Genomic DNA, 15,100 nt, shown 5'->3' with positions numbered 1-15,100 from the left:
TTCACCCAGCGTAGCCAGCACCACCGACGATGTCAGCGACGCCACGTATTCCGTAATGAATCGGCAATGTTCAACGTTTGCGTCGTTTCCCGCCCTTCGCTGCGCGTTCCTCGGCTTGATCGTGCCGGTGTCTTTCCGCGGCGCGCTGCCCCCTGTCCGCCGACATCACCTTTTGATGCCATTCGCGCTGATAAGCGCGCCTGGCTGCGGCATCGTGTTTCCGGTTCAGGGCCGCCTGTTCGCGTTGGAGTTTGAGGTAGCTTCCCCACCGGCGCGCGTCGAGGCTTTCGTCGGCGAGCGCCTCCTGCACGGCACAACCCGGCTCGGCCTGGTGGGAGCAATCGGCGAAGCGGCATCGGGCGAACAACCCCTCAAGGTCGCCGAACATCTCCTCCATTCCCTCCTCGGCGTCGAACAACCCAAACCCGCGAACACCCGGAGTGTCCATGAGCACTGCACCGCCTCCCAGCGGCACCAGTTCCCTGGAGGTGGTGGTATGCCGCCCCTTGCCGTCACCGGCACGCACCTCACCCGTTTCCTGCAGATCGCGTCCGGCCAGGGCGTTGATGAGCGTTGATTTGCCGGCACCCGAAGGGCCCAGCAGCACCAGCGTGGCTCCGTTCGGGATGTGCTGCCTGAGCTCCTCGAGGCCGTCGCCCTGCTCTGCGGACGTGGTGACCACCTCCACGCCGGCAGCTTGGAGGATGACTTCACCTACGACGTCGTCTGCCAGGTCAGCGAGGTCGGCTTTGGTAATGACGACCAGCGGGGTTGCCCCGGAGTCCCATGCGGCCACGAGCGTCCGCTCCAACCGGTTATGGGTAAGTGGCCGGTCCACGGGCACTACTACCGCCACGATGTCGATGTTGCTGCCCAGGATTTGTTCCTCGGAGGATGCCTCGAAAGCGCGCTTGCGGCTCAGTGCCGAGTGCCGCGGAAGAACCTCGACGACGGATGGCTCACCAGCGCGGTTGGGCCCCAGCCACACCCAGTCCCCGGTGGCGGGAACCAGACCATGCCCGGGATAGGGAAGATGGAGCAGGCCCGTGTTCGAGGCAACGAGCACGCGGTTCCTGTCGAGGCGGACTACCCTTCCCGGAGTGTTGTCGCTGGTGTCCCCGTCCGTAGCTGGGTTGCTCCGGAAGAGTTCAGCGGTGCTTTCGGTATAACCGTAGTGTGTTGGGCCTTCCAAACAGTCGCCCGCGTTGCTGAAACTGGTTTTTGGGTCGCTTGAAGAAGCGTAAGTATTCACGTTGGAACCTCTGCTGAGGCCCGGCCGCCTAGCTCTGGCAGGCTGATGCCGGGACAGGAATGGTGGTGTGATGACGATCCGCCGCGCGTGAGTGCGGGGCGCGCAGGATTATGGCAATCATCAGTTCCACCTCCTCGGCATACAGGCCGGCAGCTGGTGGCCGGCAACGTTCTACAGCGTAGCCAAGCCAATGGGCTTTGGCTAGGTCTTTTTGAAGCTGTGTTTACTGGCTTTCTTGAAGTCGCGCCTCATTGAGCTTCCCGTCAGCAGGCCGCTCACTGTGCAGGCGCAGCGCCACGTCCACCAGGGAGACCCTGTTGAGTTTGCCGATGTCCGCCAAGGGAATCCACGCCGCATGGGTGGTGCTGCCGTCCACCTCGTGCGTCAACTCGCCACCGATAATCGTAGCTTCGTAAACCAGCCGTAGTGCCTGGAAGTCCCGCACCGAACCGTCTGCCCGGGCTTCCGCGGGCCAGTGCCCGACGTCGATGCCCAGCATGCGATCAATCCGGGCCTCGTAACCGGTTTCCTCAAAGACCTCGCGGCGGCATCCGTCCACGGGGTGCTCCGCAAGGTCCAGTCCCCCGCCAGGCAGCGTCCAACCTTCTTTGCCGTCCTGCTTCCAGTAGGCGAGAAGAATCCGGTCCTCCTGAATGATGACGGCGTAAGCGGCTGGGCGGGTGTCGAACTCCAGGGTCATGGTGCCAGCTTAGTTGGCAGCTACTTCCCAGTCGGTCTGCACTAAGGCAATTCGGCGGCCATTACCGGCCCCGCCTCTTCCGGGCCAAGGTCCGGTCCTTCGCGGAGCTCGACGACGGTCCCCGGCTTGGCGAGCTCCAGCACCTTGATGCTGTTGAGGCCACCCTTCACCAGAGGCGCCGGGGCGTACAGGGTGACCTGCGGCCCTTTGTCCCAGTACCGGCCCAACAGGAAGCCGTTGAGCCAGACGAAGCCCTTTCCGGAATCAGGGAGCGCAATATATGTATCCGCCGGTTCCCCTGCCTCGAACTCCGTCCCTGCCAGTCCTTCAAGGTCCTCGGGCGCCCATTCATCCAAAGCCACGGGCGTCTGTGTCCAATGGAAGGTATAGCGCTGATTGATCAGGACGCCGCCCAGGATTCCCTTGCCATGCCCGGTCAGGGGACCGTAGTTGATGCGGCCCAGGTTCTCCACCAGGATCTCCAGCTTGGCCGGGGCGCCGCTTCCGGTGACGGCCAGCCCTTTGGCCCCGCTCACATCGTCCAGGACACCGGCAAACTGACCATCAACCCAGATGTAGGCGCGGTCATTCAGCCCTGTGATTTTGAGGCGGCTCTCCACAGGAGCCTCGGGGCGTCCCGGGAGAGTCGCTTCGGCGGCATAAAGGACCATGCCGGCGTCGAGTCCCAACTGTTCAAAAGTGAGCGGTTTGACGCTGGTAACTGGCTTGCCCGAATCGCGGACGAGCTCCAGCAGGTCCCGGCCTTCCGTCAGTGCCAGGGACCGCGCTGGAAGGACCGGGGCATCCGCGAGCAACTCGACGGGCAGTTCAGGAAGGTCCTCGATACCCTGGGCGCGGTAGAACTCCTTGCGGAAGGCGTGGAATTTAGGCGTTAGTGCTCCGTTTTCGGCAATGGGGGCGTCGGAGTCGTAGCTGGTGACCGTTGGCTGGAGCATGGTGCCATCGTGGTTACTGCCGGATCCCAAGCCAAAGTTAGTGCCGCCGTGTGCCATGTAGACACATACCGATCCGCCAGCATCGAGCATCTTTCGTGCTTCCGCAGCGGCGTCGTGGGCGTCGCGGCGATGGTGGTGTTCGCCCCAGTGGTCAAACCAGCCGCCCCAGAATTCGACATTGAAGAAGGGCTCGTCGGGTCGGCGCCTCTGCCAGATTGCGATGGCCTCATCACCCCGGCTTCCCAACGTGGCGGTCGCCCAGATTCCGTCCACGGAGCCGCCGTCGAGGAAGTAGTCAGTGCCGCCGTCGGCCGTGAAGAGCAGCTCAGTGATCCCGCGCTCCTCTAACGCACGGCGGTTCCAGCGGATGTACTCGTGGTCGTCGCCATAGCTGCCATATTCGTTCTCAATCTGGACGGCTACCACCGGGCCACCGACCGATGCCTGCCGTGAGGCGACATGCGGGAGAAGGTGATCGAACCACTCCTCGATCGCGGCCGTGAACTGCGGGTCCATGCACCGCAGGCCAATCCCGGGGATTCCTGTGAGCCAAGCCGGAAAGCCGCCGTTGTCCCACTCCGCGCAAATGTAGGGGCCTGGACGGACAATGACGTCCAAACCTTCCTCCGCGGCGAGGTCGATGAAACGGCCAATGTCCCGCCAGTCTGTAAAGTCCGGCGCCTCTTCGCGCTTAGGCTGGTGGAAGTTCCAGGCAACGTAGGTGTCAACAGTGTTGGCGCCCATGGCCTTCAGTCGACGCAGCCTGTCCTGCCACAAATCGGGGTGAACGCGGAAGTAGTGGATGGCTCCCGCAAGGATGCGATACGGTTCACCCGAACGGTAGAGGACGGCGTCGTGGTAGCTCAAAAGGGCGTTGTTCACACGGAACAGATTAGCTCAATTTCCAACATTTATGCACAGGTGATGAACACATGACCAATCTTGATACTTCGCCGGCGGAGCAAGTCTGCCCCGCTGCCCATGAAGGACAAGGACCATGCGTCCAACTGTGGCCAGAGCGTGAAGTTCCTCTGGGTGGAGTGCGCGCCATGAACGTGTTCCGCACCTTGCCCCAGCGCGGGTTGCCCACCGTTGGCGCCTGGTGTTTCCTGGACAGTTTTGGTCCGGACCGTGTGGCAATGAGTGTCCTCCCCCACCCTCACTGCGGCCTCCAAACCGTGACATGGCCGCTGGAGGGAGCCGTTAGGCACCGCGACAGCGTGGGAAGCGATGTGGTGGTCAAACCGGGTGAACTGAACATCATGACCGCGGGCCACGGCATCTCCCATTCGGAATTCTCGGTCCTGCCTGCAGCTACGGTGGCCGGAGCGGATGACGAGATTCCCATGTCGCGGGGACTCCAGTTGTGGGTTGCACTCCCTGACGAGCACCGGCACCGCGAACCCTCCTTCGAGCAACACAGCGAGCTTCCAGTCGCTGTTGGCGAGGGCTACACGGCAACGGTGATGGTGGGTGAATTTGCGGGTGAACGCTCCCCTGCCACGATGTTCAGCCCGATCGTAGGTGCTGACATCACCGGCACAGGTACGCTCCAGCTTCCGCTGCGCCCTGAATTTGAACATGCAGTGTTGGTGCTGGACGGCCACCTGGTCATCGACGGCGAAGACATCCAACCGGGCCCCCTGGCCTATCTGGGTGCCGGCAGGCAGAACCTGACCGCAGATGCCCAGACGGATACCCGTTTCATGCTTTTGGGTGGCGAACCGTTCGGGGAAGACCTCTTGATGTGGTGGAACTTCGTGGGACGTACGCATGAGGAAGTGGAAAAAGCGCGTTTGGAATGGGAGGCCGAAGGCCTTCTCGACGACGACGCTGCCGCCACTTCACGCTTTGGATTGGTCCAGGGCCATGGTCCTGACGCGGGGCCGGAAGCCGGACGCATCCCCGCGCCGCCGCTTCCGGGCGTCAAGCTGCGTCCCCGTACCCGGGGCTGAGCTTAAGCGCTACGCCCGCTGCTCGGCCACAAGCCGGGGGACTCCAAACACTGGGTCCTGTTGGAGAATCCGCACATCGACGATGCCCCGTTCGGCCAGCCGCGCCCTGAATGACTCCTGCAGCCGGCGGACGTTCATGCCCAAACCGCTCCCGAGAATTACCGGCCCATCCAAGCCCAGTTGGCGGACGGCTTGCTCTGCCAGGTCAGCGAGATCCCTGCCGGCCTGATCCACCAGGCGGGCGCTGGTGTCATCACCAGCGTCCGCAGCTTCGACCACCAGCCGCGCTTGTTGAGCCCAGTAGCGGCGACCGGTATCCGGGGAGTGGAACAAGGCGATAAGCTTGCCCGGCTCGTCCACTCCACAGGAGTCCAGCAAGGCACGGCTCAGGGTGTCCGGCTCGAGTCCCTGGTTCATCCGCCGCAAGCTGTGGCGAACGGCTTCGCGGCCCAACCAGTAACCGCTTCCCTCGTCGCCCAGAAGATAACCCCAGCCTCCGGCGCGGGCTTCCTCACCGGCCGCGTTCCGTCCCCACGCGGCAGAACCGGTCCCGGCAATCACCGCGACGCCTGTGCTTGCTCCGCCGGCCGCCAGAAGCAGCCTGGAATCGTGAACCACGGTGATGCGTGCCCCGGGGACGTGTGGAGAGATCAAGTCGGCGAGCGCTTGCGCGTCCTCATCGGTGTCAATTCCTCCGGCACCCGCGTAAACCTCGTCAACCTCACCGCCGCCGATCTTTCCGAAAAGTTCGGCGAGATTTGCCATGGCCTGCTCGCGGCTCACATTCTGCACATTGGAGCTTCCGGCGCTTTCGTCCAGGACGGGAACGCCGTCTTCGAACCTCACGCCCCGCGTTTTCGTTCCGCCGATATCCAGCCCGATCACGGTGCCGGTGAGTGCCTCCGGGGACGCGTGGGAATGCATGGCAGAGTCAAGATTGTTCACCGTGAAAGACTAGCTTGGAGCGCCCCGAGGAGAAACCGCCCATGTCGCATTCCCTGTTTGATACGCCTTTCATTGCAGCGCCCATGGCTGGGGGAACGTCCACCCCCGCTCTTGTGCAGGCAGTCCAGGCCGGCGGTGGATTGGGTTTTCTCGCCGCCGGCTACAAAAGCCCCGAGGCCATGACGGCCGAGATCGCAGCTGCGCGTGCCATGGGCATCCGGTTCGGCATGAACGTTTTTGTACCGGACATGGCGCAACTCTCCCCGTCCGCGGCGGCGCGTGCGAGCCTGGAGGCCTACCGGAGGGAACTTGAAGCAGAGGGGGCCCGCTACGGCGTGGCAGTCCCGGCCCTCCGATTTGACGACGACGACGCCTGGCAGCACAAAATCGACGCACTCATCGCGGATCCCGTGGAGTTCGTCAGCTTCGTCTTCGGGCTTCCGGGACGATCTGTGGTCAAGGCACTGCAGAAGGCCGGGACTACTGTCATCTCCAGTGTGACCAGTATTCCCGAAGCCCTTGCGGCCGCGGAGGAGGGCCCGGATGCCCTTGCGGTGCAGCACAGTTCCGCAGGAGCACACACGGCCGCGTTCCTCGCGGCCGGTGCAGGAGAAAACGCAAGCAGCACGACGGCGGGTCTCATCGCCCAGGTCCGTGCCGCCGTCGACCTTCCGCTGGTTGCGGCCGGTGCGATCAGCGACGGTTCAGCGCTTCGCGAAGTCCTGGCTGCTGGTGCGGCAGCCGCGCAAGTTGGTACGGCGCTGGTACGAACGGAGGAAAGCGGAGCCCGGCAAACACATAAAGATGCCCTGGGCGACCCGCGCTTTACGGAGACGGCCAGGACCCGGGCCTTTACGGGACGATTCGCCCGCTCGCTGGTCAACGAGTTCGTCCGCGATCACGCGGACGCGCCCGAGGGTTATCCGGCAATCCATCATCTGACAGCGCCAATCCGGGCAGCAGCATCGGCGGCGGGTGATCCTGACCGCCTCAACCTGTGGGCGGGCACAGGTTGGCGATCAGCAAAGGAAGGATCCGCGGCTGATGTTGTCAGGGATTTCCTGAGCGTGCTCTGACAAGTTCGGCCAGCAACGCTTCGCCCTCCCCGACCACCAGCTCACGGAACAGCCTGACGGCGTCGGGTTCGAAGGTGCGCTCCCGCCAAGCCATGCCGATTTGCCGGAAGGCAAGCTCGGATTCGATGGGAACTTCCACAAGTCCCAACTCGGCCCCTGGCAGGAACTGGCCGGTTCCGGAGCCCGGCCCGGCGGGAGGCAGGATGCTGAAGCCCAGACCGGCAGCGATCAGCCCCCTGACAGTGTGGGATTCCTGAACCTCAAAGGCAGTCCGGGGACGGAAACCGGCTTCACGCAACAGTGCTTCGCCCAGGGCCCGGAGGCCAACACCGGCGGGAAGCGCTACATACGGGTCATGCCGCAGCTCGGACAGGTGCACGCTGGAGCGACTGGCGAGCGGGTGCCGGTAATGCAGCACCACGCGCAACGGCTCCCTGTAGAGAGGCAGGGAGTGGATGCCCCTGCCTTCCGGGGCGATCGGTGCAGTGAGGGCGAAATCTGAATCGCCCCTGGCTAGTTCCTCCAGGCAGTCGTCGCGCGGACCCTGCCGCAGCTCGAAGACCGTCTGCGGATGGCGGCCGCCGTACGCACTGATAAGCAGGGGCAGCGTCGCTTCACCGAACGTGTGCTGGAACGAGACGCCGATGCGTCCCCTCACCACGTCCGATTCGTGCCTGACCCTGTCCAATCCGGCTTGGAAGTCTTCCAGCGCCGCTTCGATATAGGGCAGCAATGTCCTTGCCGCCGGAGTCAGGCGGATGCCACGGCCATCACGAACAAGAAGATCCATTCCCACAATCGCGCTTGCCCTGGCCACTGCACGACTCACCGTGGACTGGGGAACGCCGAGGAGCTCAGCCGTCTCCGTCATGTGCTCCGTCCGGCCCAATTCTGCCAGGACGGGTAGCAGCGGCAGGAGCTGCACAAGCTGTTGGTGATCCGGTTCCATGTGCCTTCCGTTCCGCTCCAGCATGAATATGCCGCTCCAGCATGAGTAAGAGAATCATGCATTACTGCATGGATCATAAGCGAATCATGCATTGGAACGCACAGTCCCGGAAGCCTAATCTGGCCCGGTGAGTAAAACAGCAGTGAGCGTTACACCATGGGACGGGCACACCAAGGGTTCCCGTGGCTACCGACGTGTGCTTGCCGCCTTGGCCTTGGCCGGTGTCGCTACGTTCGCCCAGCTGTACTCAACCCAGGCGGTCCTCCCACTGATGGCGGCCGACCTCCGAATCTCCGCAGCAGAAGCCGCACTAAGTATCTCCCTGGCCACCGTGGGACTTGCCGTGAGCGTCCTGCCGTGGTCCTTCGTCGCTGACAGGATCGGCCGGGTCCGCGCAATGGCCATCGGCATCGGAGCAGCAACGGTGCTGGGGCTGGTTGTTCCACTGGCACCGACTGTTCCACTGGTCCTGGGACTGCGAACACTTGAAGGCATGGCCCTGGGCGGAATCCCAGCCATAGCCATCGCGTACCTCAACGAGGAAGTCACAACGATGCACACGGCACTGGCAGCCGGGAGCTACGTCGCTGGAACCACGCTCGGCGGACTTGCCGGACGCTTGGTCGCGGGTCCAGTGGGAGAACTATGGGGGTGGCGGACAGCTGCGCTGGCAGTGTCCGTGCTGGCCACCGTCTCCGCAGTCCTGTTCGTGGTGCTGGTCCCCAAACAGCGACGCTTCATGCCCGCGCCGGCCAGCGGATTCCGAGGAGCCTTGAGCACGCTGGGGAGCCATTCAAGAAACCCCAAACTGCTCTCCCTTTACCTTCAGGCATTCCTGCTCATGGGCGGATTTGTCGCGGTCTACAACTACCTCGGATTCCGACTCCACGGCGAACCATTCGGACTTCCCACCACACTGGTGAGCCTCATTTTCCTGGCCTATCTCTCCGGTACCGTCAGCTCCCGATGGGCCGCCGGGCTCACCACGCGCTTCGGGCGGCGCAATGTCCTGCTCTTTGGGATTGCCATGATGATTGCCGGACTCGCCCTCACGTTGGCAGAGAACCTTGTGGCGACGCTGATCGGCCTCGTGGTGTTTACGGGAGGCTTTTTCGCAGCCCACAGCGTGGGTTCGGGTTGGACCGGTGCCATCGCCACAACAGGCCGCGCCCAAGCGGCATCGCTCTATAACCTCTCCTACTATTTGGGGTCCAGTGTCATCGGCTGGGCGGGAGGCCTGGCTTTCCAGGCATTCGGTTGGCCGGCTCTGGCCTGGAGCGTCATGGCCCTTGCCATCACGACGGCGGTAATCACCGCCGTCGTACATCGCTCACCGCCCGCGCAAATCAGGCCGCTTTCGGCACCGAAACCCCTACAATCGGAGGCATGACAGAGGTCGCAAGTTCCCGGGAGCTGTCCTCGCCCGAACGGCTGCAGGCGTTTACAGATGCCGTGGTGGCGATCGCCTTGACCTTGCTGATCCTGCCCCTCATGGAGAGCGTTGGTGAACTCGCTGACCATAAAGGCACCACTGCCCAGTGGTTTGCCGAGGAGCGGTATCCCCTCCTTGGATTCGTCCTGAGCTTCCTCCTTATCTCTGTTTTTTGGGTGCACCATCACCGGCTCTTCCGCAACGTCCGGCTGGTGGATTCAGTACTTTTGTGGCTGACTATCGCATGGATGTTCACCATTGTGTGGATGCCGGTGGCAACTGCACTGTCAGCACAGATGCATGAGGATTGGGCGCAGCCGCTTGTCTACATAGGAACGCTTTTCGCTACGAGCTTCCTTCTGCTGCTGGCTCGCGTCTATCTTCGCTCGCACCCGCACTTGCATGACCTGGACGAGGCGGCGACGAGATCCGGGATCCAGGCCGGGACCATCGTGGCGGCCCTCTTCCTCGCCGCACTGATCCTGGCTCTCATAGTTCCGGACCTGGGGAACCTGCCGTTGCTCCTGATGGTGCTCAGTGAGCCACTCCAACGGCTCGCCCGGCGTCGGAGCCTGAAGAACAGCGAGCGAGAAGACGTGGACCCAGCGCAAAAATAATCCACGTTGTACCGCGATGAGCCCAGCCAAATATTCGGGAACCGCGAGTAGGAACGAATGGATAGCCAGGATTTCAATGATTATGATGAATGAAAGGCAATTTCAGGAGGATCCGTGAGCAACCCCGCGAAGAATGTTCGGCCAACTTCGGGCAGCGCCGAGCCGCTGGACGCTATTGATGAACGAATTCTCGCCGCCCTGGTGGAGGACGCCCGCATCTCCAACAAACAATTGGCCGAACTCGTGGGAATCGCTCCCTCCACTGCGCTGATGCGTACAAGGGCCCTGTCCGAACGCGGGATCATCGAAGGCTTTGAAGCGATCCTCAGCCTGCCGGCCATCGGTCGCTCGGTGCAGGCGCTCATCGCTGTTCGTCTCCGTGCCCACGACCGGGACCAGATCGACCGCTTCACCGCACGCGTCCCTAAGCTGCCGGCAGTGATCTCCACTTTCCACACCACAGGCTCCGTGGACTATCTTCTGCACATTGCTGTCGCCAACACCGACGACCTCCGCAACTGGCTGCTCGATAACCTCGCTACTGATCCGGTGGTCGGACACACGGAGACCACGATGGTCTTCCAGCACATCCCCGGCAACCGCGGTCCGCTTCCCGAGTAAGCCAGGCTGGTTCCCGGATAATCACGCTCAGGCGCGCAGGGCACCCCGGAGTGACGCCGCTGCGAGCGCCAGTGCCGCGACCCCGCACAGCACGGTAAAACCAACGACGGCGGCCTGCAAGCCCAGCGCCGAGACCGCCAATCCCAAGCCAATCACCGGAACCGCACTTCCCAAATACGTGATGACGTACACCGTGCTGATGACCTGTGCATGACGGGCCGCCTCTACCTTCCCGGCTACGTCGTTGAACACCTGGCGGAACGCGACGCCCTGCCCTGCGCCGGCGGTCACGCTGGCGGCAACCAGCAACAACGGACTCGACCAAGCAGCGGCAGCTCCCACCAGGACTATCGAGATGCCCAACACTGCCAAGGCAACGGGGACCAGGTAGCGTCCGCGTACTCCCACCAGCTGGCTGAGCGCCGATGCACCCAAGGTCACCCCAGCCAGCAACCCGATAAGGGGTCTGGAATCAGCATGCACCGCCGTTGCGAAATATCCGGGAGCCAGCGACAGACAGAAACCAAAGACTGCGAAGCTCAGGAAGCCCACTGCCGATGCCATCCAAAAGGCACCGCGCGCGTGACTGGAAATGGCGGGTTTTCGTGGAGCGAGAACCTTGAACGCCGGCTTTCCTGCGGCGGGGGCAATCGCGGGCCTTGCCTTGAGTAGCCACAGCGGAATGAGCGCGGCGAGCAGCACCCCGGAGTGGATGTAGTACGGCGTACGCGTAGGGTCCGGAAGCAGCGACAGGAGACCACCGATCGCGGGTCCGGCAGCCACACCGCCAGCCGAGGAGAGCAACGTGAAGCGGGAAGCCCAGTCAGGCCTCTGAGGCAACAGTTCACGCAGGGCTGCGGAGCTGGCCCCGGTGGCCAGCCCTACTGCCACGCCTTGGAAGGCCCTGCCGAGGGACAGCATGCCAAGACTGTCAGCATTCGCGAAGATGATGCCGCCCAGCAAACCCATGACGACGGCAAGCACCAGAGCCGCCCGCCTCCCAATGTGATCGGACCAGTGCCCCGCCACCATGAGAACCACAACAAGCGCCAGTACGTAGCTGGCAAAGGCCACCGTGACGTCCAAAGGGGACATGCCCAGCCGGGCCTGCAGCAAAGGATATAGAGGTGTGGCCAGGTTTGCGCCCACCAACAGGGTGAAGATCACTATGCCGGCCAGGACCAACCTCGCAGTGGTGCTCGCATCCCAGCTCCGGACGCCGGCGGTGGCCGGGCGCATGCGGAGTTCGCTCAAGACAGTCATTTCCGTGCCTTTGATTCGGGGCTGCACGCGGGCTCCTTGTGGGATGGAGGCGCAGCCAGGTTTCGGTAGCAACAGATTGCCGTAGTACTGCGCTCAACGAAGTACAAACGTGGGAAAATTGAGCAAAATACTCAAAGTAGTGTCGTCTAAGTAAGCCGGAGTGACCATTTGAATACCTTGGACCCCATGGACTTGAAGATCCTGCTGGAACTCATCAAAGACCCCCGCATCCAGATCGCCGAGCTCAGCGACTCGCTCGGTATCGCCCGCAATACTGCGCAGAGCCGCCTCAAACGCCTGCTCCGGTCCGGGGTCCTTCAGGCAGCAGGTCGCGAAGTGGACCTCGAAAAGGTGGGGTACGACGTCGTAGCTTTCATCACCATTGAAGTGACACACCGCGAACTCGATGGCGTCATCGGCGCCCTGCGGCTGATTCCGCAGGTGCTGGAGGTCCACGAAATCTCCGGCCGTGGAGATCTCTGGTGCCGCGTAGTTGCAACGGATACGCATAACCTGCAATCCGCGCTGAGGTCCGTCCTGCGCACCAAGGGCGTCATCCGCACAGAAACTGTCCTGGCCCTCCACACGCACATCCCCTACCGCACGGCGCCTTTGATGGAAAGGCTCGCCGGTTCCACCAACACGCGGTCAGCATGAGCCCTTGGACACGGTCCCAGGGGTCGCCCCCGATTAGGCTTTTGACCATGGATTGGCTCTCACACATATTGCAGATCAACTGGCTCGCTGTCCTCCTGGCTTTCATTTCAAGCATGGTGATCGGGTTCGTTTGGTACATGCCGGCCGTCCTTGGGCGCCGGTGGATGCAAGCGATCGGCAAAACCGAAGAGGACCTTAAGAACATCGATGGTGGAGCTGGCATCTGGATTCCCATGATGCTTGCTGCGGCGCTCACCAGTATTCTGCTGGCCATCCTGATCAGTGCTCTGGCGCTCAACACTTTCCTGTCCGGCGGCCTCTTCGCCCTGATCCTGGCTTTGGTCTTCCGTGCCGGAGGACATGTCATTCACAATGGTTTCGCCGGGCGGCCCTCTGAGGTGACTGTTATTGATGCGGGGCACGACATCCTCGCCATGACCATTGCCGGCGCCATCATCGGTGCCATGCAGTAGCGTTCACTCGTGACCATCATTGATAACGCCGTCTATGTAGAGGGCGTACGCACAGCCACCCCACGCAACCTTGAGCAGACTTTCGAGTCACTCTCGGAGCAAGGAGGCATGGCATGGATCGGGCTATACCGGCCCACCCGGGACGAGATGGCCGCGGTCGCCCACGAATTCGGCCTCCACGAACTCGCCGTGGAGGACGCCGTTTCAGCGCACCAGCGGCCAAAACTGGAACGTTACGACAACAACCTCTTTACGGTCCTGCGACCCGCCCGCTATCTGGATGATTCCGAGACGGTGGAGTTCGGCGAGCTGCACATCTTCACGGGTCCCAATTTCGTGGTGACCATCCGCCATGCCGAGACCGGCGGAGTTGCGCGTGTCCGGCACCGTTTGGAGCAGCGCCCGGACCTTTTACGGCATGGACCGGAAGCGGTACTGTATGCCCTCCTGGACCAGGTGGTGGACGATTATGCGCCTGTCGTGGCCGGGCTTGAGAACGACATCGACGAAATTGAGGACCAGCTCTTCAGCGGCGATACAGCGGTGTCCCGCCGGATCTATGAACTTGCCCGTGAAGTCATCCAATTCCAACGGGCCATCCAGCCTCTTCCGGACATCATGGTGCTGCTGGAGAAGGGCTTCGAGAAGTACGGCGTGGACATCGAACTCCAGCGTTCCCTCCGCGACGTAGAGGACCACGTCCAGCGCGTCATCTCCAGGGCGAACTCCTTCAGGGACCTCCTGCAGAACGCCTTGACCCTTGATGGCACCCTGACAGCGAACCGCCAGAACGAGGCGAGCGCCGCGCAGAACGAACAGGTCAAGAAGATTTCCTCGTGGGCCGCCATTCTGTTCGCTCCCTCCTTCGTGGCAGGCGTTTACGGCATGAACTTCGACCACATGCCCGAACTGCACTGGGACTTCGGCTATCCAATGGCCATCGGGCTCATGTTCGGCGCAGCCATGCTCATGTATCTCATTTTCAAGCGGAAGGGTTGGCTGTGACGCCCCCGCTCCTACCGCAGCGAGGGCCGGGAGCACACGATTCTGTCCTGGCGCTGCTGGAGGGCATCACGCACGACGCCGGACGGTTGGGTTTCCAGCTCGAGCCCAGTCAGCATGAAGCAGCGCAGCGGTTGGCGGCATTTGGCGCAGCGGTAACGGCCCGCCGTCGAGCGCGTCAGCAAAGGACGCCGCGGAGCATCTATCTTCACGGACCTGTGGGTCGCGGCAAAACGTGGCTCATGGACAGTTTCCACGACAGGCTCCGGGCTCGGAAACGCCGCATCCACTTTCATGATTTCTTCCGCAAGCTCCACACCGGAACGCACCGTTCCGGTTCCGCGGATGGAACAGCCATACAGCACTCTGTGGATGTGCTCCTGGCCGATATCGACGTCCTGTTCTTCGACGAATTCCATGTCCACGACGTCGGCGATGGGATGTTTATCGCGCGATTACTGCGAACCGCAGCGCAGCGCCGGATTCCTTTGGTGGTGACGTCCAACTACGCCCCTGACGACTTACTGCCCAATCCCCTGTGGCACGACCATTTTGTGCCCACCATCGAAGCCATCAAAGAGATGATGGAGATTGTGGAGATCAACGGCCCCGCCGATTTCCGGCGGTTTCCATCAGCAGGTTCAAAACCCGGCGACGCGCCCAAGGCATTTAGCTCTGGCCGGATCATCACTCCGGGCACGCCCAAACAACTGGGACGGTTGGGACTCTTCCGGCCGTCCCTGTCCCAAAGCCGTGTACTGACCCCAACAACGCAACCGATCGTTGTCAAGAACGCAGACCCGGACCTGCTCTGGGTGGGGTTCCCGGAATTGTGTGCGGGGCTGACCTCCACCGCGGACTTCCTGACCTTGGCGCACAGTTTCAAGACTTGGGTTATCGACGACGTTCCCTCCCCTGCCGGGGGCGACCCCGCTTCCGCGCCCGCATGGCAGCGGTTCAGTAATGCCGTGGATGTGCTTCACGATCAGGACATCACCTTGTTCCTGATCGGCGCGGGGCCCCTGGACTGGGACGCTGAGCCCTCCGGCAGCGTCCTGCCCGTGGATCTGGCCCGCATTGCCAGCCGCCTGTCGCTGCTGGGCAGGTCCGACAATGACGATGCTTTGGCGATCGAAGAGGCCGCCGGAAGCTGAGCCTCGGGCGGCCTCGGGAATGCTGTGGGTGTTGACCCTTGGTTTATT

General features: G+C 62.6%; 15 protein-coding genes. 9 read left to right on the top strand and 6 right to left on the bottom strand.

The window, feature by feature from the left end; all coding sequences use genetic code 11:
• Positions 1 to 70 precede the first annotated feature (70 nt).
• From rsgA to ACFX4T_RS03440, 3 genes are all read right to left on the bottom strand, one after another.
• A complete protein-coding gene (rsgA, locus tag ACFX4T_RS03450; protein WP_377650787.1) occupies positions 71 to 1,192 on the bottom strand; it encodes a ribosome small subunit-dependent GTPase A in 1,122 nt (373 codons plus the stop codon).
• Positions 1,193 to 1,475: 283 nt separating this feature from the next.
• Entirely contained in the window at positions 1,476 to 1,952 is a 477-nt protein-coding gene (locus ACFX4T_RS03445; protein WP_223946498.1) for an NUDIX hydrolase, read from the bottom strand.
• Between the two features lie 41 nt (positions 1,953 to 1,993).
• Positions 1,994 to 3,790 (bottom strand): beta-galactosidase family protein, encoded by a 1,797-nt coding sequence (locus tag ACFX4T_RS03440; RefSeq protein WP_377650786.1) that lies wholly within the window; start codon positions 3,788 to 3,790, stop codon positions 1,994 to 1,996.
• Positions 3,791 to 3,840: 50 nt separating this feature from the next.
• Between ACFX4T_RS03440 and ACFX4T_RS03435 the strand changes: the two genes are divergently transcribed.
• A complete protein-coding gene (locus tag ACFX4T_RS03435) occupies positions 3,841 to 4,863 on the top strand; it encodes a pirin family protein (protein ID WP_377650785.1) in 1,023 nt (340 codons plus the stop codon).
• A gap of 9 nt (positions 4,864 to 4,872) precedes the next feature.
• Here the strand turns inward: ACFX4T_RS03435 and ACFX4T_RS03430 are convergent, their stop codons facing one another.
• Positions 4,873 to 5,808, bottom strand: a complete 936-nt coding sequence (locus ACFX4T_RS03430) for an N-acetylglucosamine kinase (protein ID WP_377650784.1) — start codon at positions 5,806 to 5,808, stop codon at positions 4,873 to 4,875.
• A gap of 41 nt (positions 5,809 to 5,849) precedes the next feature.
• On the opposite strand from ACFX4T_RS03430, the gene ACFX4T_RS03425 reads away from it, so the two are divergent.
• Positions 5,850 to 6,884: a nitronate monooxygenase gene (locus ACFX4T_RS03425; RefSeq protein ID WP_377650783.1), complete on the top strand. Its 1,035-nt coding sequence runs from the start codon at positions 5,850 to 5,852 to the stop codon at positions 6,882 to 6,884.
• Here the strand turns inward: ACFX4T_RS03425 and ACFX4T_RS03420 are convergent.
• Positions 6,859 to 7,833 (bottom strand): LysR family transcriptional regulator, encoded by a 975-nt coding sequence (locus ACFX4T_RS03420; RefSeq protein WP_377650782.1) that lies wholly within the window; start codon positions 7,831 to 7,833, stop codon positions 6,859 to 6,861. The genes ACFX4T_RS03425 and ACFX4T_RS03420 overlap by 26 nt on opposite strands.
• 127 nt (positions 7,834 to 7,960) lie before the next feature.
• Here ACFX4T_RS03420 and ACFX4T_RS03415 point away from each other — a divergent pair, with 127 nt between their 5' ends.
• The 3 genes from ACFX4T_RS03415 (at position 7,961) to ACFX4T_RS03405 (ending at position 10,503) form a co-directional block, all read left to right on the top strand.
• Positions 7,961 to 9,223, top strand: a complete 1,263-nt coding sequence (locus tag ACFX4T_RS03415) for an MFS transporter (RefSeq protein ID WP_377650781.1) — start codon at positions 7,961 to 7,963, stop codon at positions 9,221 to 9,223.
• The gene (locus ACFX4T_RS03410; protein WP_377650780.1) at positions 9,220 to 9,882 is read left to right on the top strand and encodes a TMEM175 family protein; all 663 of its coding nucleotides are present in this window, start codon (positions 9,220 to 9,222) and stop codon (positions 9,880 to 9,882) included. The genes ACFX4T_RS03415 and ACFX4T_RS03410 overlap by 4 nt, the downstream gene beginning before the upstream one ends.
• A gap of 114 nt (positions 9,883 to 9,996) precedes the next feature.
• Entirely contained in the window at positions 9,997 to 10,503 is a 507-nt protein-coding gene (locus tag ACFX4T_RS03405; RefSeq protein ID WP_216925167.1) for an Lrp/AsnC family transcriptional regulator, read from the top strand.
• Positions 10,504 to 10,530: 27 nt separating this feature from the next.
• On the opposite strand, the gene ACFX4T_RS03400 is transcribed toward ACFX4T_RS03405, so the two are convergent.
• A complete protein-coding gene (locus ACFX4T_RS03400) occupies positions 10,531 to 11,766 on the bottom strand; it encodes an MFS transporter (protein WP_377650779.1) in 1,236 nt (411 codons plus the stop codon).
• Positions 11,767 to 11,934: 168 nt separating this feature from the next.
• Between ACFX4T_RS03400 and ACFX4T_RS03395 the strand changes: the two genes are divergently transcribed.
• From ACFX4T_RS03395 to zapE, 4 genes are read left to right on the top strand one after another with little or no spacing between them, the layout of a single operon-like run.
• Positions 11,935 to 12,423: an Lrp/AsnC family transcriptional regulator gene (locus ACFX4T_RS03395; RefSeq protein WP_377650778.1), complete on the top strand. Its 489-nt coding sequence runs from the start codon at positions 11,935 to 11,937 to the stop codon at positions 12,421 to 12,423.
• Between the two features lie 47 nt (positions 12,424 to 12,470).
• Positions 12,471 to 12,896, top strand: coding sequence for a DUF1761 domain-containing protein (locus ACFX4T_RS03390; RefSeq protein WP_216925164.1), 426 nt, complete (start codon positions 12,471 to 12,473; stop codon positions 12,894 to 12,896).
• Positions 12,897 to 12,905: 9 nt separating this feature from the next.
• Complete coding sequence (corA, locus tag ACFX4T_RS03385; protein WP_377650777.1) at positions 12,906 to 13,901, top strand: magnesium/cobalt transporter CorA; 996 nt, start codon at positions 12,906 to 12,908, stop codon at positions 13,899 to 13,901.
• A complete protein-coding gene (gene zapE / locus ACFX4T_RS03380; protein WP_377650776.1) occupies positions 13,898 to 15,052 on the top strand; it encodes a cell division protein ZapE in 1,155 nt (384 codons plus the stop codon). Before corA ends, zapE begins: the two co-directional genes overlap by 4 nt.
• Positions 15,053 to 15,100 lie beyond the last annotated feature (48 nt).

It is taken from the genome of Paenarthrobacter sp. YIM B13468 (assembly GCF_042788025.1).
Taxonomy (GTDB): Bacteria; Actinomycetota; Actinomycetes; order Actinomycetales; family Micrococcaceae; genus Arthrobacter; species Arthrobacter aromaticivorans.
Note: the sequence above shows the minus strand (reverse complement) of the source record. Positions and strands in the feature narration are given on the sequence as shown.